15 protein-coding genes, 1 tRNA gene and 2 pseudogenes are annotated in these 19,616 nt (G+C 71.0%); 8 read left to right on the top strand and 10 right to left on the bottom strand.

What is annotated here, in order from left to right; genetic code table 11:
- Positions 1-20: 20 nt before the first annotated feature.
- The 5 genes from ID810_RS03355 to ID810_RS03375 all read right to left on the bottom strand — a co-directional run bounded on the left by ID810_RS03355 (position 21) and on the right by ID810_RS03375 (position 5,786).
- A complete protein-coding gene (locus tag ID810_RS03355) occupies positions 21-566 on the bottom strand; it encodes a DUF6301 family protein (RefSeq protein ID WP_166855158.1) in 546 nt (181 codons plus the stop codon).
- A gap of 37 nt (positions 567-603) precedes the next feature.
- Positions 604-1,149 (bottom strand): DUF6301 family protein, encoded by a 546-nt coding sequence (locus ID810_RS03360; RefSeq protein ID WP_166855157.1) that lies wholly within the window; start codon positions 1,147-1,149, stop codon positions 604-606.
- Positions 1,150-1,186: 37 nt separating this feature from the next.
- Entirely contained in the window at positions 1,187-1,732 is a 546-nt protein-coding gene (locus ID810_RS03365) for a DUF6301 family protein (protein ID WP_166855156.1), read from the bottom strand.
- Between the two features lie 58 nt (positions 1,733-1,790).
- Positions 1,791-4,163, bottom strand: a complete 2,373-nt coding sequence (locus ID810_RS03370; protein ID WP_166855155.1) for a protease PrsW — start codon at positions 4,161-4,163, stop codon at positions 1,791-1,793.
- Between the two features lie 405 nt (positions 4,164-4,568).
- Positions 4,569-5,786: a cysteine desulfurase family protein gene (locus ID810_RS03375; protein ID WP_166855352.1), complete on the bottom strand. Its 1,218-nt coding sequence runs from the start codon at positions 5,784-5,786 to the stop codon at positions 4,569-4,571.
- Between the two features lie 55 nt (positions 5,787-5,841).
- Between ID810_RS03375 and nudC the strand changes: the two genes are divergently transcribed.
- Positions 5,842-6,843, top strand: a complete 1,002-nt coding sequence (gene nudC, locus ID810_RS03380; protein ID WP_188232572.1) for an NAD(+) diphosphatase — start codon at positions 5,842-5,844, stop codon at positions 6,841-6,843.
- A 105-nt stretch (positions 6,844-6,948) separates the two neighbouring features.
- The gene (locus ID810_RS03385) at positions 6,949-9,030 is read left to right on the top strand and encodes an ATP-dependent DNA helicase UvrD2 (RefSeq protein WP_166855154.1); all 2,082 of its coding nucleotides are present in this window, start codon (positions 6,949-6,951) and stop codon (positions 9,028-9,030) included.
- A gap of 5 nt (positions 9,031-9,035) precedes the next feature.
- Here ID810_RS03385 and ID810_RS03390 read toward each other — a convergent pair whose 3' ends face one another.
- Positions 9,036-9,983 (bottom strand): thiamine biosynthesis protein ThiF, encoded by a 948-nt coding sequence (locus ID810_RS03390; RefSeq protein WP_166855153.1) that lies wholly within the window; start codon positions 9,981-9,983, stop codon positions 9,036-9,038.
- Between the two features lie 136 nt (positions 9,984-10,119).
- Complete coding sequence (locus ID810_RS03395; RefSeq protein ID WP_243856507.1) at positions 10,120-11,379, bottom strand: YlbL family protein; 1,260 nt, start codon at positions 11,377-11,379, stop codon at positions 10,120-10,122.
- Between the two features lie 163 nt (positions 11,380-11,542).
- Here ID810_RS03395 and ID810_RS03400 point away from each other — a divergent pair, with 163 nt between their 5' ends.
- Positions 11,543-13,045: a zinc-dependent metalloprotease gene (locus ID810_RS03400; RefSeq protein WP_166855152.1), complete on the top strand. Its 1,503-nt coding sequence runs from the start codon at positions 11,543-11,545 to the stop codon at positions 13,043-13,045.
- Between the two features lie 40 nt (positions 13,046-13,085).
- Here ID810_RS03400 and ID810_RS03405 read toward each other — a convergent pair whose 3' ends face one another.
- Positions 13,086-13,655 carry a PPA1309 family protein gene (locus ID810_RS03405; RefSeq protein WP_166855151.1) on the bottom strand — a complete coding sequence of 190 codons (570 nt, stop codon included), beginning with the start codon at positions 13,653-13,655 and terminating at the stop codon, positions 13,086-13,088.
- A 181-nt stretch (positions 13,656-13,836) separates the two neighbouring features.
- On the opposite strand from ID810_RS03405, the gene ID810_RS03410 reads away from it, so the two are divergent.
- A complete protein-coding gene (locus ID810_RS03410; protein ID WP_243856505.1) occupies positions 13,837-17,271 on the top strand; it encodes a UPF0182 family membrane protein in 3,435 nt (1,144 codons plus the stop codon).
- A gap of 272 nt (positions 17,272-17,543) precedes the next feature.
- Positions 17,544-17,620: transfer RNA gene (locus tag ID810_RS03415), tRNA-Met, on the top strand.
- 198 nt (positions 17,621-17,818) lie between these two features.
- Here the strand turns inward: ID810_RS03415 and ID810_RS03420 are convergent.
- Positions 17,819-18,160, bottom strand: a complete 342-nt coding sequence (locus ID810_RS03420) for a ribbon-helix-helix domain-containing protein (RefSeq protein ID WP_166855150.1) — start codon at positions 18,158-18,160, stop codon at positions 17,819-17,821.
- A gap of 74 nt (positions 18,161-18,234) precedes the next feature.
- On the opposite strand from ID810_RS03420, the pseudogene ID810_RS12635 reads away from it, so the two are divergent.
- Positions 18,235-18,561: pseudogene (locus tag ID810_RS12635) on the top strand (ParA family protein); the annotation flags it as partial.
- Between the two features lie 38 nt (positions 18,562-18,599).
- Here the strand turns inward: ID810_RS12635 and ID810_RS12380 are convergent.
- A pseudogene (locus ID810_RS12380) lies at positions 18,600-18,996 on the bottom strand (transposase).
- Between ID810_RS12380 and ID810_RS12780 the strand changes: the two are divergent.
- Together ID810_RS12780 and ID810_RS03440 are read left to right on the top strand one after the other, a co-directional pair.
- Positions 18,971-19,141: a hypothetical protein gene (locus ID810_RS12780; RefSeq protein WP_166855113.1), complete on the top strand. Its 171-nt coding sequence runs from the start codon at positions 18,971-18,973 to the stop codon at positions 19,139-19,141. The pseudogene ID810_RS12380 and the gene ID810_RS12780 overlap by 26 nt on opposite strands.
- A complete protein-coding gene (locus ID810_RS03440; protein WP_166855148.1) occupies positions 19,138-19,527 on the top strand; it encodes a hypothetical protein in 390 nt (129 codons plus the stop codon). Before ID810_RS12780 ends, ID810_RS03440 begins: the two co-directional genes overlap by 4 nt.
- Positions 19,528-19,616: the final 89 nt, after the last annotated feature.

Below are 19,616 nucleotides of genomic sequence, written 5' to 3' on the forward strand. Positions count from 1 at the left end.
GTTCGGTGGGTGGGGGCAGGTCAGTTAATGAGCTCCTCCCAGTCCGGGCCGTACTTCTCCTCCAGTCGCTGAGACTCCAGGTCCGCATAGGTCGATTCTGGGGAATTGATGTATACGGAGATGATGCCCGACATTGCCGTTAGGCTGAATGATGAACCGTTTTCCAAATACCATGTGGATTGGCGGTGTTCGTTGTCGGCGCCGACATTCCTTCGATCGTGTCGAGGGGCGCCGAATGTCTTCGTCAAGGCGGTCACGTAGGACTTGTAGGCCGCCCATGTCGTTGGCGCGGTCAGTTTATCCTTCATTCCCCGGACGATCCGCGTCGCCAGCGGGAACGTCACTCCGTTGAACTCGGAATCGTCCCGGTCTGTCATATAGCCGCCATGCTTCTCCCCGGGAGGTGTCAGCACGGTGGTGAACAGCATTCCGTCTTCTGAGTATGGGGTCCACCCGAGCTGGTCTCGTATGGCGAATGCGGTGTCCCAGGACACGGGCCAGGTGAGGTTGGTCCACGCGGTGATCCACTCGACCGCGGTCTCAACGGGCAGAGTCTCCATCTTCATAAGCGGTTCTCCTCACGCAGGCAGCACTCATGCCGGCTCACTCGAACTGTTCCTCCCAGTTGGGGCCGTACTTCTCCTCCAGGCGCTGGGACTCTAGGTCCGCCCACGTATCCTCAGGCGAGAGGATTGAGACCTCGATAATGCCGGATTGGGCTCCCAGCGAGAACGATGAATCATTCGGGAGGTACCATGTCGACTCGCGATCCTCTTTATTGCTACCAGAATGCCGACGAACTTCTCGTGGTTCGCCAAATATCTTCGTCAAGGCGGTCACGTAGGACTCGTAGGCCGCCCATGTCGTCGGCGCCGTAGTCTCGTCCTTCATGCCTCGGATCACGGGCGTCGCCAGCAGAAACACGACACCATCGAACTCGTGGTCGTCCCGAGCTCCTATCACGCCCTCACCCTCCTTTCCTGGGGGTGTCAGCACCGTCCTGAAGTACCGGCCGTCCTGCGACTCCGCGATCCACCCGAGCCGGTCTCGGATGGCGAAGGTGGTCTCCCAGGACACGGGCCACTCCAGGTCGGTCCACGCGGTCACCCACTCGACCGCGGTCTCAACGGGCAGAGTCTCCATCTTCATAAGCGGTTCTCCTCACGCAGGCAGCACTCATGCCGGCTCACTCGAACTGCTCCTCCCAGTCCGGGCCGTACTTCTCCTCCAGACGCTGGGACTCCAGGTCCGCCCACGTATCCTCAGGCGAGAGGATTGAGACCTCGATAATGCCGGATTGTGCGCCCAGCGAGAACGACGAGCCATTCGGGAGGTACCACGTCGACTCGCGATCCTCTTTATTGCTACCAGAATGCCGACGAACTTCTCGTGGTTCGCCAAATATCTTCGTCAAGGCGGTCACGTAGGACTCGTAGGCCGCCCATGTCGTCGGCGCCGTCGTCTCGTCCTTCATGCCTCGGATCACGGGCGTCGCCAGCAGAAACACGACACCATCGAACTCGTGGTCGTCCCGGGCTCCTATCACCCCCTCACCCTCCTTTCCTGGGGGTGTCAGCACCGTCCTGAAAAACCGGCCGTCCTCCGACTCCGCGATCCACCCGAGCCGGTCTCGGATAGCGAAAGCGGTCTGCCAGGACACGGGCCACTCCAGGTCGGTCCACGCGGTGATCCACTCGACCGCGGTCTCAACGGGCAGAGTCTCCATCTTCATAAGCGGTTCTCCTTCAGGCTGTGGTACAGGTGTGTGCGGGGGGGATGGTGCCCTGGGGTCAGGGCGGTCCTAGGGCGGCGATCTTGTCCTCGATGGCGGCGATGATCTGGGGATACGAGGCCAGGTCAACGTCGATGGGGTGGGAGTGGAGGACGGTGAACGGGTTGGGGGTGGAGATGACCTCGCTGGTCACGGCGATCCTGCCGCTGCGCACACCGTGCCAGATGCCGGGGTTGTCGCGGAAGAGTTCGATGACACGCGGGTCGGTCAACAGGTGGTCGCGCACGTAGGCGGGAGTGCCCTGGAGCGCGTCGCCTTCGAAGGTCGTGGGCACGGAACCCGTGTTCAGGCGGCTGGTGCCGCCCTTGAGCTCAGGGACGTGGATGCTCGTGCCGTCCGAGGACACCGCCAGCATGTCCACCCGCCGCGGTCCGGTGGGTTTTCCGGCCAGGCCCTGGGGGCGGAAGGCGTCGGGGATCTCGTAGCCGCGGCGGGTCAGGTCCTGCACACCCCCGACCTCACCGGCGACCTCAGCCGCCCGCGTCACCCGAGGACGGGCCTGATGGACGGTACGAGCGGCCTGACGCAACCGGTCCAGGTCGTAGCTCCTGTACCCGGCGTCATGCAGGTTGCGCAGTGTGTTTTTGTAGTTCCTCTGGTTGAAGTCTCTCATGGTGGTGCCCTCGGGCAGGAGGGAGCGCAGGCGGTCCACGGCGTCGTTGCGCGCTGCGGTGAGCACGCTGCGCTGCTCGAAGAGGCTGCTCAGCTCAACCAGGTCGTCGACGTTGCGGCGCAGGGCGACGGTGGCTTCCAGCGAGCGCGCGGCGCTGCGGGCGCCCAGGCCGAGGGCCGAGCCGGGAATGAAGGTGGTGGCGAAGTCGAGCACGTCCCACAGGAGCTGGCCGAGGGTGACGGTGCGCAGGTAGTCGATGGTCGCCTGGCGCGGGTCGCGCATGAAGTCGGCCACCCCGTGACCGTGCTCAGCCGCCCACGCGAACACCCCGAAGGCGCCCAGCGCCAGCGCCCCGGAGGCCCCCAGGCTCATCAGGGCGACAACCCCCAGGGCCGTGAGCAGGATCTGGCCGCCCAGTCCCAGCGAGTCCCACCAGGACGCCAGCGAGTCCAGCAGGCCCGCGAAGAACAGTGCGTCATCCGCGTCGATGACGTCCGGGCCGATGACCCGGCCGAGCGCCCCGCCCACGCCCAGGCACACCAGCGCCACCACCACCGCTATCGCCAGGGCGGCCAGCGCCCACCGACGGCGCGCAGCCGGCTCCGCCCCCGGCACCGTCACGCCCATGGCCTGACGACGCACCTCCATCACCAGCCGCCCCGTACGCCGCCCCGCACGCATACGCGCCCGGCGTGTCAGGCCCGGCTGCGCGTACCCGGCCGCGGTCACGGTCAGGTCCGCCCAGGTGAGCACCCCCAGCGCCACCACCGCGCGCACCGGCGCCCGCCACGGGGCGGCGAGCCCGCTCAGCTCGGGCACCACCCCCACACCCTCCCCCAGGGTTCCCAACGGGCCTGCCAGCAGGCGGCGGTGCGCGTCCACCACCAGGCACGCCCCCAGCGCCACCACCGCCAGGACCACCTGCCCGCGCCCCATACCGCCCGCCAGCCACACGAGCTTGACCACCCCCAGCAGCAGCCCCTCCTTCTGCGTCCACCCCGCTGAGGCCACCGTCGCGTTGTAGGCCGCGTGATCCATCACCGCCCAGGCCAGCGCCGCCGCCGGGCCGCCCACCGCCACCAGCCGCCACCACGGCGTCACCGCACCCGCACCCCGGTGCCCGGCGTGACGCCACGCCCACATCCCCAGCCCGACCGTCGAGGCCACCAGCATCGTCGACACCTGGTGGCCCACCACCATCACCTGCCCCCACTCACCCGTCCACGGCACGGTGACGCCGGTCTGGAAGGACCCCGAGGTCAATGGGTTGAGCGAGTAGCTCGTCCCCGTCCCCAGCAGCTCGGCCAGCAGCGACAGCCACGGCGAGATCGCCGTCATGCTGATGCGCCGGGCGAAGTCCTCCGCCACCGTGAAACCGGCCCCCGCCGCATACCCCAGCAGCATCCAGTCGCTGGCCGCCAGACGTCGCATACGTCCCGGCGCCACCAGCGCCGGCACGAGCAGGATGAGCAGCTTGCCCGGCTCCTCGATGAACGCCGCCAGGGCGATGGGCGCCCCGTCGTCGGACGTCGTCAGCCCCACGAGCCGGCCCACACCCGCCGTGAACAACGCGACGAGCAGTGCCCACACCGTGCTCACGCTCAGCAGCACCGTCAAGGACCGCAGCCTGACCGTACGCGTACGCGCCACCAGCACCAGCACACCCAGCCCCGCCAACAGGCTCACCGCCGGCACCAGCGCCTCGGCAAGCCCCTCGATGACCAGCAGCGCCACCCCCAGCAGCACCACGGACGCCACCTGACTGACCTGCGCCACCCGAGCCAGCACCCGCACCACGCGTGGGCGGCGCCCCAACCAACCGCTCAGCCGGTCCCGTGCCCGCTCCCAGCCCTCCGGCGGCACCCGCACGAGAGCCCCCGCCGACGCCTCCTCCGCTGCGGACCATGACGCCCCACGGCCGCCAGGTGCCACCGGAAGCGTCGGACCAGACAACCAGCCAGCGGACATCAGCACTCCTCAGTCACAGTGACAAGCCTCACGGGTCAGGGCGCCCGCCACACGACCGTAACCAGACGCCCGCGCGCTCGGCAACCACTGGTACCCGGGCAGTCACCACCTGGTCCCCATGGTGCCCATGACCTCCCCGGGGACCGCGGTCACCGGTGCATGGTCTCCCGCACGGGACTCGTCGCGTCGGTCCGGCTACGCGTACCTGCTGCTTCCCCGGCGGGCGCGCCGAGCCGTATCGACGGCGCCGGGCAGCACCGCAAGAAACCGGTCAATGTCCTCCACGGTCGTCGTGCGCCCCATCGACAGGCGCAGAGGTGCGCGCGCCGCCTCCTCGCCCAGCCCCATCGCCAGCACCACCTCGCTGGGCTGGAACACCCCCGCATGGCAGGCCGAGCCCGCTGAGGCCTCCACCCCCGCCAAATCCAGCGCCATGAGCAGGGCCTCGGCGTCGGTGTCCTCCACCCACAGGTGGGCCGTGCCCGGCAGGTGGGCGGCGTCGTCGGGAAGCGTCGCGTGCACGCCCTCCAGCACCGTTGCCCCCGCCAGCAGCCGCGAGCGCAGGGCCTCCAACCGCACCGCCTCCTCCTGCCGCTCGGCCACGGCCAGCTCGACGGCCAGCGCCAGGGCGCGCGCCCCGACGACGTCCTGCGTGCCCGAGCGGGTCCCGCGCTCCTGCAGACCCCCGCCGGTCGGTGCCACGAGCGTCACCTCACGGCGCAGCACGAGCGCACCGGTGCCCACCGGCGCGCCCAGCTTGTGGCCGCTCAGGCTCACGGCGTCCAGCCCCCAGTTGTGGACATCCACGGCCACCCGCCCGACGGCGGCGACCGCGTCCGCGTGCACCGCCACCCAGCCGGGCTCACCGGGACGGGCGGTGCCTGTGTGCGCGCGGACCGCGGCGACCAGCCCGGCGAGGTCCTCGACGGCACCCGTCTCGTTGTTCGCCGCCATGACGCTCACGAGGGCCGTCGTTCCCGGCTCGACCGCTGCGGACAGCGCCTCGGCACTTACCCGGCCCGCGGCGTCGACGCCCAGGACCGTCAGTCGCGCCCCGAGCATCTCCTCGGCGCGTCGGGCGGTGTCGAGCACCGCCGGGTGCTCGACGGCGGAGACGACGAGCCCCGGGTGCTCCGTGCCGGCGCGCCGTGCCGCGAGCGCCCTGCCGGCCACGACGAGCGCGTCCGCCTCCGTCCCGCCGGAGGTGAACAGGACCTCGTGGGTGTCCACGCCCAGGGCGCGGGCGAGGCGGGCGCGGGCCTCGCTGAGCAGGGCGCCGGCACGACGCCCGGCGGCGTGCTGGGAGGAGGGGTTGCCCGCCTCCGGAAGGACGGCGAGGTCGCGGGCCAGCTGGTCGGCGACAGCGGGGTGGAGCGGGGTCGTGGCCGCATGGTCCAGGTACGTCACGGGCAGAGCCTGTCACGAACCGGGGCAATAAGCCGGGATCGTGACACATAGGCTGTTCGTTATGACCGCCGCACTCCTCGACCGTGACGCCGCCAGGCGCGCTCGCCCCGGACTGCTCCAGGCGCTCGCCGAGGACCCCTCCACCCGGCTCGTCGTCGTCGACGCCCGCGGACGCGTGAGCCTCGACGCCCCCGGCCAGGGCGCGGACCTACCCCAGGACGGGCTGACACCGACCCACGGCCGGTCCGCCGGGCAGGTGCTCGAGCTCGCCCCCGTCACCGCCGCAGACCTCGACCTCACCGGCCTGGAGACCTACTACCTGGGGCGGCAAGAGTCGGACGCCACCTCCTGGCTCGCCGTCGTCGTCCCCGACGAGACCACGGAGCCCCCGGACGCCGAGGGCGCCGCCCACCCCCACGTGGACCTCGACTCGCTGCTCGCCCGCTTCCCCCTGTCCGCCCTGCGCGCGGTGGGCGCCGATCTCAGTGCCTGCGCCCTCAGCCTCACCACGCCCGCGGTCGCCCTGGCCGCATGGCACGCCTCGCACCACTACTGCCCCGCCTGCGGGGCGCGCACCGTGCAGGCCGAGGCCGGCTGGGCGCAGCGCTGCACGGGCTGCGGGCGTATGTCCTTTCCCCGCACGGACCCGGCCGTCATCATGTCCGTGACCGACGAGCAGGACAGGATCATCCTCGTCCACGGCTCAACCTGGGAGGCGGGGCGCTACTCGACCATCGCCGGCTTCATTGAGGCGGGGGAGTCCGCCGAGGCGGCCGTGGTGCGTGAGGTCGCCGAGGAGACGGGGCTCAGGGTCTCTCGTGTGGAGCAGGTCGCCACCCAGCCGTGGCCCTTCCCGCGTTCGCTCATGCTGGGCTACCGGGCCTGGCTCGAGCCCGGACAGAGCGCGGCGCGCCCCGACGGCACGGAGGTCACCGACGTCCGCGTGCTCTCACGCGCCGAGCTGGCTGCGGCGGTGGACAGCGGCCGACTTGTCCTGCCGGGGGCGGCCTCGATCGCCCGTCGGCTCATCGAGGACTGGTTCGGCGGCCCCCTTGGGCGGTGAGTGGGTCGTGCGTCCCGACGGCGACCGCCCCGGTTCCGGCTGCTGTCCGACGGCGGCCACCCCGGCTGTGAATTCGTGTCACAGGCCCGTGGCAGGCTGGTGCCGATGAAGACCTCCTCCGCACCCACCCTGCGCAGCCCCCAGGAACTGCTGGCCGCCCTCGACCCGGACCAGCGGGAGGTCGCTGAGCACCTTGAGGGCCCCATGTGCGTGCTCGCCGGTGCGGGCACGGGCAAGACCCGGGCCATCACCTACCGCATCGCCCACGGCGTCGCCACGGGCGCCTACGAACCCACCCAGGTCCTGGCCGTCACCTTCACCGCGCGCGCCGCCGGGGAGATGCGCTCGCGCCTGCGCGACCTCGGAGTGAGCGGGGCGCAGGCCCGCACCTTCCACTCCGCGGCCCTGCGCCAACTCGACTACTTCTACCCGGTGGCCGTCGGCGGCCGGCGCCCGGAACTCGTCGAGCACAAGGCCGGCCTCGTCGCCACCGCCGCCCGGCGTGTGGGCCTGCCCTCAGACCGCGCGCTCGTGCGCGACCTGTCCGCCGAGGTCGAGTGGGCCAAGGTCCAGATGCTCCGGCCGGAGGACTACTCCGAGCGTGTGCGCCGGCTGCGCCGCGAGACTCCCGGCGGGCTCGCGGCGGAAGAGGTCGCCCGCCTCTACGAGGCCTACGAGTCGGCCAAGACCGAGCGCGACGTCATGGACTTCGAGGACGTCCTGCTGTCCATGGTCGGGATCCTGCGCTCGCGCTCGGACATCGCCGCCCAGGTGCGCGGGCAGTACAAGCATTTCGTCGTCGACGAGTACCAGGACGTCTCGCCGCTGCAGCACCGTCTGCTGCAGCTGTGGCTGGGTCCGCAGCGGCGCCAGCTGTGCGTCGTCGGGGACGTGTCCCAGACGATCTACTCCTTCACCGGCGCCAGCCCCGCCTACCTCACGGGCTTCACTCAGGAGTTCTCCGGCGCGCGCACGGTGCGTCTGAGCCGCGACTACCGCTCGACCCCGCAGGTCGTGTCCCTGGCGAACACGGTCCTGGCGGGCAGGGGCGGGCGGAGCCTGCCATCCGGGGCGGTCGAGCTCGTCGCCCAACGGCCCAGCGGCCCCGCCGTGCGCTTCGACACCTACGACGACGACGAGGCCGAGGCCGCCGGTGTTGTCGCCCACGTCCAGCGCCTGGCTGCGGCCGGGGTCCCGTTGAGCGAGATCGCCGTCCTGTACCGCACAACGGCACAGTCGGAGGTGCTGGAGCAGGCGCTGGCCCAGGCGGGCATCGGCGTGCTTGTGCGCGGGGGCACGCGCTTCTTCCAGCGGCCGGAGGTCAGGCGCGCGATGGTCCTGCTGCGCGGGGCCGCCCGCACCGAGACCGCGAACCTGAGCGGGGACCTGAGCGTGGACGTGCGCGCGGTGCTGGCACGCGAAGGATGGTCCGAGGCACCGCCGGCCCAGCGTGGTGCCGTGCGCGAGCGCTGGGACTCCCTCAACGCCATCGTCGAGCTGGGCGATCAGCTCGCCCAGGTGCGCGGAGCCGGCCTGGCCGAGCTCGCCCGGGAGCTGGAGGAGCGGGCCGAGGCCCAGAACGCCCCCACCTACGACGGCGTCACCCTGTCCACCATCCACGCGGCCAAGGGCTTGGAGTGGGACGCCGTCCTCATCATCGGCACCAGTGACGGGCTGCTGCCCATCAGCCTCGCTGAGGGCCCCGAGGCGATCGAGGAGGAGAAGCGACTGCTGTACGTGGCCGTGACCCGGGCCCGTGAGCACCTGGTCCTGTCCTATGCGCGCGCCCGTCACGCCGGCGGCCGGGCCTCGCGCCGACCCACCCGCTTCCTGGCCTCGTCCTGGCCCTCTCCCGAGGAGGCCAAGGACACGCGCCGCAGGCAGTCCTCCTCATCGAAGGCCTCGCGCCGCCAGGCGATGGAGGAGTTCCTTGAGGACAATGACGCGGGCACGGTCGCGCTCTTCGAGGCTCTGCGGCAGTGGCGGGCCGGTGTCGCCAAAGAGCGCAGCCACCCGGCCTACACCGTCTTCCCGGACGTCACCTTGCAGTCGATCGCCATCATCAAGCCGACGACGCTGCCCCAGCTGTCCGCGGTGCACGGGGTCGGGGCCGTCAAGCTCAAGGAGTACGGCGCGGACATCCTCAGGCTCGTGTCCGCCCACGGGGCGGCCGGCTCAGGGGCTTGAGTTGGTCAGGAGCTTGAGCTGCTCGGGGGCTTGAGCTGCTCAGACACGCAGGTGGCGGGCGTGTCCGCCTGCGTGCCCGCCAGGAGCTGACCGCACAGGCACTGCGGGTGAGGCTCCCACCGGCGCACCAGGCCCAGCGGCTCGTCCACGCCGATGTCGACACTGGTGGCCTGCCAGCGCCACGGTGCATCCCCCAGGCAGTCGAGCACCGCGCGTGCCGCCAGGACGGCAGCCTGCTCCACAAGCAGACCCTCCATCGGGGCGGCGGGCAGTAGCAGGGACTGCACGGTCAGCAGCGGCCAGGCGGGGTCCGCATCCGTCTCGTGCAGCGCCAGGCAGGTCGCGCACAGCAAGCGCTCGGGCCCCAGCGCGGGCCCCACACGCACCGACAAGGGACGCACCACCACCGGCAGATGCACCAGCCCGGACTGGGCCACCGCCCGCGCCGAGAGCGGGTGGAGGGTGTAGTCGTCCACGGTCACCGCCAGGGCGGGCGTGACGCCCATGGGCAACCCGCCCACGTCACCGGCCTGTCCGAAGGGCCGCACCGCACCGAGCCCCACCGAGGCCAGCAGCGCCGCCAGACGGGAGGCGATGGGGCCCTGACCACGCACGAGGACGGCACTGCGAGACAGCCGCCGCGCGCGCTCGCGGGCGTCAACGCCGTGCGCCTCCCAGTGCAGCAGGTCCGGGTCCGTGGGGGCGGCGTCGTCGGCCAGGACCCCGTGGCGCGAGAGCTCGGCGTAGAGCTCGCGAGTCCGCGCGGGCCCCACCTGTTTGCGGCGGGCCCGGCGCCTGGCGCTGTGGGCCTGCTCGCCGAGCTGGACCAGCATGGCGGTGTCATCCTCACTGAGCCCAGTGAGCACGGGCGCGCGGCCGGGCTCCGCACCCACCTGGACCTCGCCGTCGGCGCGCCGCAGCACGCTCGCCCCACCTCGCAACCTCACGCTCATGGCGTCTCCTGTGGCCGGGCCCGTCGTCGGGCCATGCACAAGGAGCGTCCCACCCGGGGCCGCTGTCTGCCAGGGCAAGGCGACCGCCTGTGGATAACTCGCGGGGGAGGGGCCGACGGCGTGCCCGCCCCTTGTCTCAGTTGGCGGCCTGGCAGGAGGGCAGCGCGTCGGTCTGCCCGGAGGCGATGGCCTCGACGGCCTCGACCGCCTCGTGCAAGGTGGACACGGCCACCACCGTCATGCCCTCGGGCTCATGGCCGACAACTTCGGAGCAGTTGTCCACCGGGGCCAGGAACCAGGAGGAGCCGGCCTGCGCCGCCCCCGCCATCTTCTGCTGGATCCCGCCAATCGGCCCGATACTGCCGTCCGTCGAGATCGTGCCCGTGCCGGCGATGTCCTGCCCGCCGGTGAGGCTGCCGGGCGTGAGCGCGTCGATGATGCCCAGGGCAAACATCGAGCCCGCACTCGGGCCTCCCACCGCCTCCAGGCCGAACTGGGCGTCGACGTCGGAGTCCACCCGCACGGTGAGCGTGATCCCGAGCAAGGAGCCCTCCGTGTCCTCGGGAGCCCCGACCTCCTGCGGTGAGAGCGTCGTGAGCGCGACGTCGGTCGGGGTGCCGTCGCGCTCGACGGTGACGGTGACACGGGTCCCGGGGGCAAGCGTCGTCATGAGGGCGCGCAGCTGGGGGTAGCCGGTGATCTCGGTGCGCTCGCCGTCAACAGTCAGGGCTGTGAGGACGTCACCCGGGACGAACCCCGCCCCCGCCTGGGCGTCGGTCACGCCCCGGATCTCCAGGACGACGGTGTCGGCCAGTCCCGCCTCGAGGAGGGCGGCGACGACGGCGGTGGACTGGGAGGAGTTCATGAGCGACTGGTTGGCCTCCTCAACCTCCTCGGCGCTCATCGTCTCCGGGCACACGAGCTCGCGGTCGATAACGCTCTCGTTCGTGTCGAACCATGCCCCCAGCACGTCGAGGAGTGTGACGGGGTAGCCGGGGCAGCCCCGCACGGCGACCGTTGTCATGCGCAGGGCGCCCTCAGCGGGGTAGGTCTGAGCGCCGCTGACGGTGATGACCTGCGCGGCGTCCGCGCCGCCGGAACCGTCCTGGTCAACCGTGCCGAGGACGTTCCAGGTTGGCCCGGGGCTCTCGATGACGTAGTCGACCGGGACGGTCGCTGCCGCGACGACGACCGCGACGGCCAGCAGCACGGGCAGGGCGATGCGCGCGGCCCGCCAGAGGCGGCGACGCCGGGAGGTGGCGCTAGCCGCCGGTGACGGCAGGGGGTTGGGCGGGGGCGCGTCGGGACGCTCAGGGCCACCGGGGCCGTCAGGACCACTGGGGTCACTGGGGCCGCTGGGGCCGTCGGGGTTGTCAGTGGGCAGCAGGTCGGTCACGGCCCCATCATGGGGCACCGGTCTGGGAACGCGCCGCAACAGCATGTCGGCCCCAGCCTGCTCATGGCCCATGTTCAGATACTTCCAGGAACCCATGGCAGGCTGTTGCCCTGACCCCGGTGGGACGCGTCGCGCCCCGTCGGCACCACCAGGAAGGACACTGATGAGCAGCGATTCCGCCCCCGACCCCTTCGACCAGATCGAGCAGGTGCTCGCCTCCCTGTTCGGTGCTGAGGTCGCCGGCGACGCCGTCGGCGCGTTGCGCGCCTCAGGAGTCAGCCCCGAGGACCTGGTGCGCTCGGGCGCCTTGCCGGACCTGTCGCAGGTGAGCCCCGGCCAGATGATGGCCCTGCAGGCGCAGATGCAGCAGATGATGGCCGCCTCTGCCAACGAGACCGTCAACTGGACGATGGGCAAGGACCTCGCGCTGCGCACCGCCGGCGCCCAGGGTGACCCGGTGGTGACGGCCGCCGTCGCCGAGACCACGCGGGGCGCGCTGCGCGTGGCGGATCTGTGGCTCGACTCCGTCACCGATCTCATGCCCGCGCCGGGGCCCCGCGAGGCATGGACACGCCAGCAGTGGGTCGAGCGCACCCTCGCCACCTGGCAGGAGGTCTGCGCCCCGGTCGCCGAGGCCGCCACCAGCGCGCTGACCGACGCCCTCCAGCACCAGGTCGAGCAGCTGGACGCGACAGCTGAGGACGAGGCCGTCGTCCGCCAGGTCGGCGCGCTCGGCGGCATCATGCGCTCAATGGCGGGCACGGCCTTTGGCATGCAGCTCGGCCACGCCGTCGGGCAGCTCGCCGCCGAGGCCCTGTCCGCCACGGATGTCGGTCTGCCCCTGACCACGGAGCCGGGGACCGCCCTCGTGCCCGCGGGCGTGGCGGACTTCGCTGACGGCCTCGTGGCGGACGAGGAGCAGGTCAGGCTCTTCCTGGCGGTGCGCGAGGCGGCCACCGCACGCCTGTACGCCCACGTGCCCTGGCTGCGCGGCCAGGTCCTGGGGGCGCTCGAGGCCTACGCGAGGGAGATCCGCATCGACACCGAGGCCGTTGAGGAGGCGGTCGCGCAGGTGGACCCCTCCGACCCGGAGGCGATCCGCACGGCCCTTGAGTCCGGCATGTTCGCGTCCCAGGACAGCCCGGCGCAGCGCGCCGCCCTGGAGAGCCTGGAGACGCTGCTGGCGCTCGTGGAGGGCTGGGTGGAGGTCGTCACCGCGCGCGCCACCGCCCCGCACCTGCCGCGGGCCGCGGCACTGCAGGAGATGCTGCGCCGTCGTCGCCTGGCCGGAGGTGCGGCCGAGCAGGTCTTTGCGCGTCTCATCGGCCTGCAGTTCCGGCCGCGGCTCGTGCGTGAGGCCGCGCGCCTGTGGGAACGGTTGGGGGTGCAGGCCGGGGACGCCGAGCGTGACGCCTTCTGGCTCCACCCCGACGTCATGCCGACGGCGGCCGAACTCGCCAGCCCCGATGACTTCCTCACGATGCGCCGGGCGGCCGCGGACATGGACTCCGAGATCGACGCGGACCTGGCCTCCCTGCTTGAGGGCACGCTCGGCTACGCCGAGGGCGTGCGCGACGCCGACACACGCCAGGACGCGCCCTCCGAGGAGGACGGTCCCACGGAGGAGGACGGTCCCACGGAGGAGGACGGTCCCGCGGAGGAGTGACGACGGCCTGGGTGGGCCGGGGGAGTGCGGGCCGACCGGCTCAGTCCAGGGTGCTGCGCAGCGCCTCGATAAGCCCGGGGATGATCGCCTCGCCCTGGGTGACATTGGCATCGTCGTCCTGGCGCCGCCCGCGCACCGCGCACCAGGACTCGCCCGTGCGCAGGACGCCCACGACCATGCGCACGTCGTTCGTGCCGGGGTCCTGGCGCATGACGGCCAGGCGCTGCTCCGCGTCCGCGATCGCCGCCGCCCGCTCCTGCGCCTCAAGGGGCACGGTCATCTGCTCCACGCTCAGCACGACGCCGTCAACCGTCTCCGGCCAGGCCAGCTGGCCGAGGAGCTGCTCGAGATTCGCCGACGCCGGCAGGTCCTCCTGCTCGATGACGGTCAGCGCCGTCGGGTCCGCCTGGGACTCGGCGAGGGCGGCGGCGTCGAGCAGGGAGGCCAGGGACGGGTCCTGCTCGAGCGCCGCGGCGGTGCGCACGAGCGCGAAGACGCCAACCGGGGCGTCCCAGCCCCGCTGCGCGACGTGGGACTCGACCTCGACGACGGTGCGGGCGAGGGAGGTCTGCTGGGGACTCATGCGGGTGCTGGGCTGGGAGGAGGGCATGGGCGCAGCCTAGGTGCGTTCGGGCAGGTCGGCACCGGCCCGGTGAGTGTGCGCCAGGGGCGGACGGCTTTGGCCACGGCGACGGCGGCATGGGACGATGGGCACACCCAGACCCCTGGTGCACCGGGGGACCACGCGCCGCTACGCGGTGCTGATGCTGCCGAGACGACGGAGTGTTCCTGTGAGCATGAGGCCCGACGACGAGTCCCCCGACAAGCCCGACGACGAGTCCGGACCCTCCGGGTCCGAGTCCCTGAGCCGCGAGGACCGGGTCCGTGGCGGTTTCTTCCAGCCCGACGGCGCCGGCCGCAGGGCCTCGTCCTCGGACCGAGGCTCTGACCGCGCCTCCCAGGGCGACAGCTCCCGGGGCGATGACGGCCGCAGTGGCCGCAAGGACGACGAGCCCGAGGAGGAGGCCGTGGAGGCCGCCGGGCCCGACGACGAGAGCTTCTCCCCGGCGTCGATGCTCGGCTTCGACCCGGCTGTCCTCTTCGGTCTCGGTGCCGCGGGCGCCGGTGCCGCAGGCGGTCGCGCCGCCCGTCCGGCGGGCTCGGGCTCCTCCGGTGGCGGTGGGCGCCCCACCCGCCCCGTGGAGGCCCCCTCATTCCGTCCCGGCCCCCTGGCCTGGACCGTCATCATCCTGGCGGCGGCCGCCCTCGCCATCGGATTCCTCTCACGCACCTGGACCGAGGTCCTGTGGTTCAACCAGCTCGGCTTCGCCAGGGTCCTGTGGACCCAGTGGATTGCGGCGGGCGTGCTCTTCGCCGTCGGCTTCCTGCTGACGTTCGGCGCCGTGAGCTGGGCGATGCGCTCGGCCTACCGCACCCGGGAGATCGACCTGCCCCGGGACGAGGCCGCCCGCAACCTTGAGGCCTACCGCACGGCGGTCGAGCCGCTGCGCCGGCCGCTCATGTGGGTGGTGCCCGCCGTGCTGGCCCTGTTCTCCTCCGCCTGGGAGCTCGCCCCCCACTGGCGTGAGGTGCTGCTCGCGGTCAACTCCCAGCCCTTCGGCGTGAGCGACCCCGAGTTCGGCCACGACGTCTCCTTCTACGTCTTCATCCTGCCGGCGCTGACCGTCGCGGTCTCCTACCTGCGAGGGATTGTCGTCTTCTCCGCGATCGCCAGTGTCGCGGTCCACTACCTCTACGGCGGCATCTCCGTGGCCCGCAGCCCGCACTTCACCCGGCCCGCCCGCGTCCACCTGGCCGTCTTCCTCGCCCTGTACGCCCTGCTGCGCGGCGCCGGCTACTGGCTCAACCGCTACGAGGCCCTGTACGCCTCCGGCACGAAGTTCGACGGCGCCGGCTATACGGCCGTGCACGCCTCAATCCCGGCCGACGCGATCCTGGCAGCCATCAGCGCGGTCATCGCCGTGATGTTCCTGCTGTCGGTGCGCTCGAGCTCGTGGCGCCTGCCGGTGACGGGCGTCGTCGTCATGGTCGTCTCCGCCCTGCTCATCGGCACCGGCTACCCGCTCGTCATCCAGCGCTTCGTCGTCGACCCCAATGCCCAGCGTCAGGAGTCCACCTACATCGACCGCAACATCAGGGCGACCCTGGCCGCCTACGGGCTGGAGGGCATCAAGGTCACGTCCTACGACGCGGCCACCACCGCCCAGGCGGGCCAGCTCAAGGAGGACGCCGAGTCGACGACGTCGATCCGCCTGCTGGACCCGAACCTCGTCTCACCGACCTTCCGCCAGCTGCAGCAGAACAAGCAGTACTACTCCTTCGCCGGCTCGCTCAACGTCGACCGCTACATGATCGACGGCGCCAGCCGGGACACGGTCATCGCCGTGCGCGAGCTCAACTTCGACGGGCTCGACGCCAGCCAGCGCACCTGGATCAACGAGCACACCGTGTACACGCACGGCTACGGCGTTGTCACCGCCTACGGCAACACGGTCGCCTCAGGTGGCTACCCCTCCTTCTGGGAGGGTGGCATCCCCTCGACCGGTGACCTGGGTGAGTACGAGCCGCGCATCTACTTCGGCCAGGCCTCGCCGTCGTACTCCATTGTTGGTGGCGACGACGGCGGCAACCCGCGCGAGCTCGACTACCCGGACGACGCCTCCGCCTCCGGCCAGGTCAACACGACCTTCGCCGGCAACGGCGGGCCCGATGTCTCCAACCCCTGGAACCGCCTGCTGTACGCGGTCAGGTTCCAGGAGATGAACATCCTGTTCTCCACCGAGGTGCGCGACGGCTCGCAGATCCTCTACGAGCGCGACCCCGCCGCGCGTGTGCGCAAGATAGCCCCCTGGCTGACTCTTGACGGCAACCCCTACCCGGCCGTTGTCGACCACGACGACGACCCGACCACCCCCAAGCGGGTCGTGTGGGTCCTGGACGGCTATACGACGACGAACAACTATCCGTACTCGCAGCACGAGTCCCTCGAGACCGTTATGGCCTCGCCCAACGGCGGGCCCCTCCTGCTGGGTGCGCCCGCCGAGTCCAACTACGTGCGCAACTCCGTCAAGGCGGTCGTTGACGCCTACGACGGCTCCGTCACCCTTTACGAGTGGGACGAGGACGACCCGGTGCTCTCCGCCTGGGAGGCCATCTTCCCCGGCTCGGTGACCCCCATGAGTGAGATGAGCGCCGACCTCATGTCGCACATGCGATACCCGGAGGACCTGTTCAAGGTCCAGCGCACCATCATGGCGAGCTACCACGTGACCGACGCCAACGAGTTCTACTCCGGCGGTGACTTCTGGAAGGTCCCGGACGACCCGACGACCTCCCGTGAGGACACGCAGGACCCGTACTACCTCACGTTGCAGATGCCGGACCAGGACTCGGCCTCCTTCTCCCTGTCCAGCGTCTACATCATCGGCGGTAACACCGACCGCAACGTGCTCACGGGCTTCATGGCCGTCGACTCCGAGACCTCCTCGGGGCAGTCGGGTGTGCGCAACCCGAACTACGGGCGGATCCGCCTGCTGGAGCTGCCGCGCTCGTCGAACGTTGCCGGGCCCGGTCAGGTGCAGAACAACTTCGACTCCAACGCTGCCGTCTCTCAGGTCCTCAACCTGCTGAGCCAGCAGGGCTCTGAGGTCATCAAGGGCAACCTGCTCACCCTGCCCGTGGGCGGGGGCCTGCTGTACGTGCAGCCCGTGTACGTCCAGTCCTCCTCGGACACGAAGTACCCGCTGCTGCGCAAGGTCCTGGTCTACTTCGGCGACCAGGTCGGCTTCGCGGACACGCTCTCCGAGGCGCTGGACCAGGTCTTCGGTGGGGACTCGGGCGCCACCACGGGTGAGGAGGCGGTCGACGGCGATGCCGCTGCCGCCAATGACACCTCCGAGACTCTGGAGCAGGGCGACGGTGCGGGCGCCTCTGCGACGGGTGCGGCCACCGACCCGGTGCCCGCCCCCTCGTCCACGGCCACCCCGGCCACCCCGGCCGCCCCGGCCACCCCGGCGGCCCCCGGCTCCGGGAACCCGCAGGCCGACCTCAACGCGGCGCTGGCGGACGCCCAGACGGCGCTGGCGGACGCGGACGCCGCTCTCACAGCCGGTGACTGGGCGGCCTACGGTGATGCCCAGACACGGCTGAACGAGGCCATCAACCGGGCGGTCGCCGCCCAGAAGCAGATCAACAGCCAAGGCTGAGAACGCGGGCTGAGGGCACGGGGTGACGGGCCGGGCGGGGAGTCCGGGCCGGCACCCCGTGCCAGTCTTGGGCTCGCCCGTCTGAGGTTGGCCCGGCAGCCCGACGCGCCTACTGAGGGGCCGGGCCGGCCTCCAGGTGCGCGACCGGCACGTGCTTCGCCTGACCCGCCTGTTGAGGGGCCGGAGCCTCCTGGCTCACACGCGGGTGAGCAAGGGCACGGCCAATCTGTTTGAGTTCGCCTGCCGGGGCGGCCTACAGTAGGCCTCACCGACGCGGGGTGGAGCAGTTCGGTAGCTCGCCGGGCTCATAACCCGGAGGTCGCAGGTTCGAATCCTGTCCCCGCTACCAGAAAAGCCCGGTATCCAGGCGAAAAGTCGCTGAGATACCGGGCTTTGTTTTGGCCGGATGAAGGCGATTCCGGCTTATACGACAGTTCGTGTTGGTGTGGGTTCTGGTTTTCGTTGGTGTGTGGCGGCTTTGTGGGTGTTGGTGTGGGTGGAGTTTGACCTTGGACGTCTGGTGTATGGGCTGCGGGGTCGGCGGCGGTCAGGCTCCGGGGGTGGTGCGCCTAGAGAGGTAGGCCTCGAGGGCGTCGCGGATGACGGCGCTGGCAGTGGTGTTGTGCTTGGCGGAGTACGCGTCGAGGGCATTGTTGGTGTGCTCGGGCAGGCGGACCTGTCGGCGGGGCGAGCGGCCGCGTCCGGTGGCGTGGTCGTGTCCGAGGTTGGGGCGCCCTTGGAGGATGGCGTCGAGCTCGTCGTCGCTGATGCGTGAGCCGCCACGAGGCGTGCCGCGACCGATGATGGGGATCCGTCCGGCGGTGACGTCCTCATCGAGCTGGTCGTAGTAGGCCTGCTCGGCCTCGGTGAAGGTGTGGTTGTTGGACATGGCGCTCCTTTCTCAGCGGTTGTCGTCGATGGAAGGGCGGGGTCGGCAAGACGTCGACGACCGTCAACCTCGCTGCCCGTCTCACAGCCGCTGGCCAGCGGGTCCTCGTCGTCGACGCCGACCCCCAGGCTAACGCCACCAGCACCCTGGACGTCGAGGTCGACGACGACACCCGCACCCTCAACGACGTGCTGGCCGCCGTGGCCACCGGCCAGGCCGGCGCCATCGCCGCGGCCATCACGCGAGCCTGTCGATGTGTTTGTGTAAGTGGTTTGTGTCATAGGTGGGGGGTTGATTCGTTCCGGGTAGGCCAGGGCCAGTTGCTGGAGGGGTTGTTTCCAGGTGGTGGCCACCGCTCCCTCCACGAGCCGGCCCTTGGCCTTGCGTGTGCTGGCGGGTAGGTTCCTGTCCCTTCTCGCGCTGTCTGGCGCGCTTGTCCTCAATGCTGCGGATGGCCAGCCACAGCAGCTTGATGGCGGCGGCGTCGGAGGGGAGCCGGCCCCGGTTCTTCGACACCTTGCGCAGCTGGTAGCTCAGCGACTCGATACTGTTGGTGGTGCAGATGACCCGGCGCAGCATCGGCGAACGCCAGGAACGGCGTGAAACGCTCCCAGGCGTCGGTGAGGGTCCTGAGAGCCGCCGGGTGGCGCTGGCCGAGCTCGCTGGCCTCGAAGGCAGCCAGGGCCTTTGTGGCGGCCTCCTCGTTGGCGGCCTGGTAGACCGGCCGCAGCGCGGCGCACACGGCTTTGCGGTCCTTGTGGGACACGAGCCTTGTGGCGGCCCGGATGGTGCACCACGCAGGTCTGGACGGTGGCCTGCGGCCAGGTCGCCTCCATCGCCCCGGGGAACCCGGTCAGCCCGTCGCAGCACACGACCAGCACGTCCGCCACCAACCGCGTCCCCGTCCCCCGCCAGGAGGGACGCGACTACGTGCTCGCCCTCGACGCCGTCGCCCGCCACCTGACCCAGGAGACCCGATGAAGCCCCAACCCCGCCGCCGCCCGACCCCACCCATCCCCAAGGCCACCGGCCCCGACCCCGCCAACCTCAACGCCAGCGTTAGGAACAACGCTGGCGTTGCGACCAACGCCAGCGTTCAGCCGAACGCTGGCAGACCGACAGCCCGTCGCACCACCACCGTCAAGAAGATGACGCTGCGCCTCGACGAGCACGACCTCGGCCGCATCCGGGCCGCCTGGATCAACGACCTCGCCCACGGGGGCCACTGCCCCAGCCTCAACGCCTGGATCGTCGAGCTGATCATGGACCAGGTCGAGGCCACCGAGCAGGCACGCAACGACGGCGCCCCCTACGCCCCCATCCCAGCCGGCCAGATCCCCACCGGCCGACCACGCGCCCTCGAATGAACGCCGCAGTAACGTCAGACGTGGTCGTCATCGATAGCGTGCCCCCTGGCTCTCACCCCCGCGCCTGGGCGACACTAGAGGCAGCATTA

The organism is Actinomyces respiraculi (assembly GCF_014595995.2).
GTDB classification, from domain to species: domain Bacteria; phylum Actinomycetota; class Actinomycetes; order Actinomycetales; family Actinomycetaceae; genus Actinomyces; species Actinomyces respiraculi.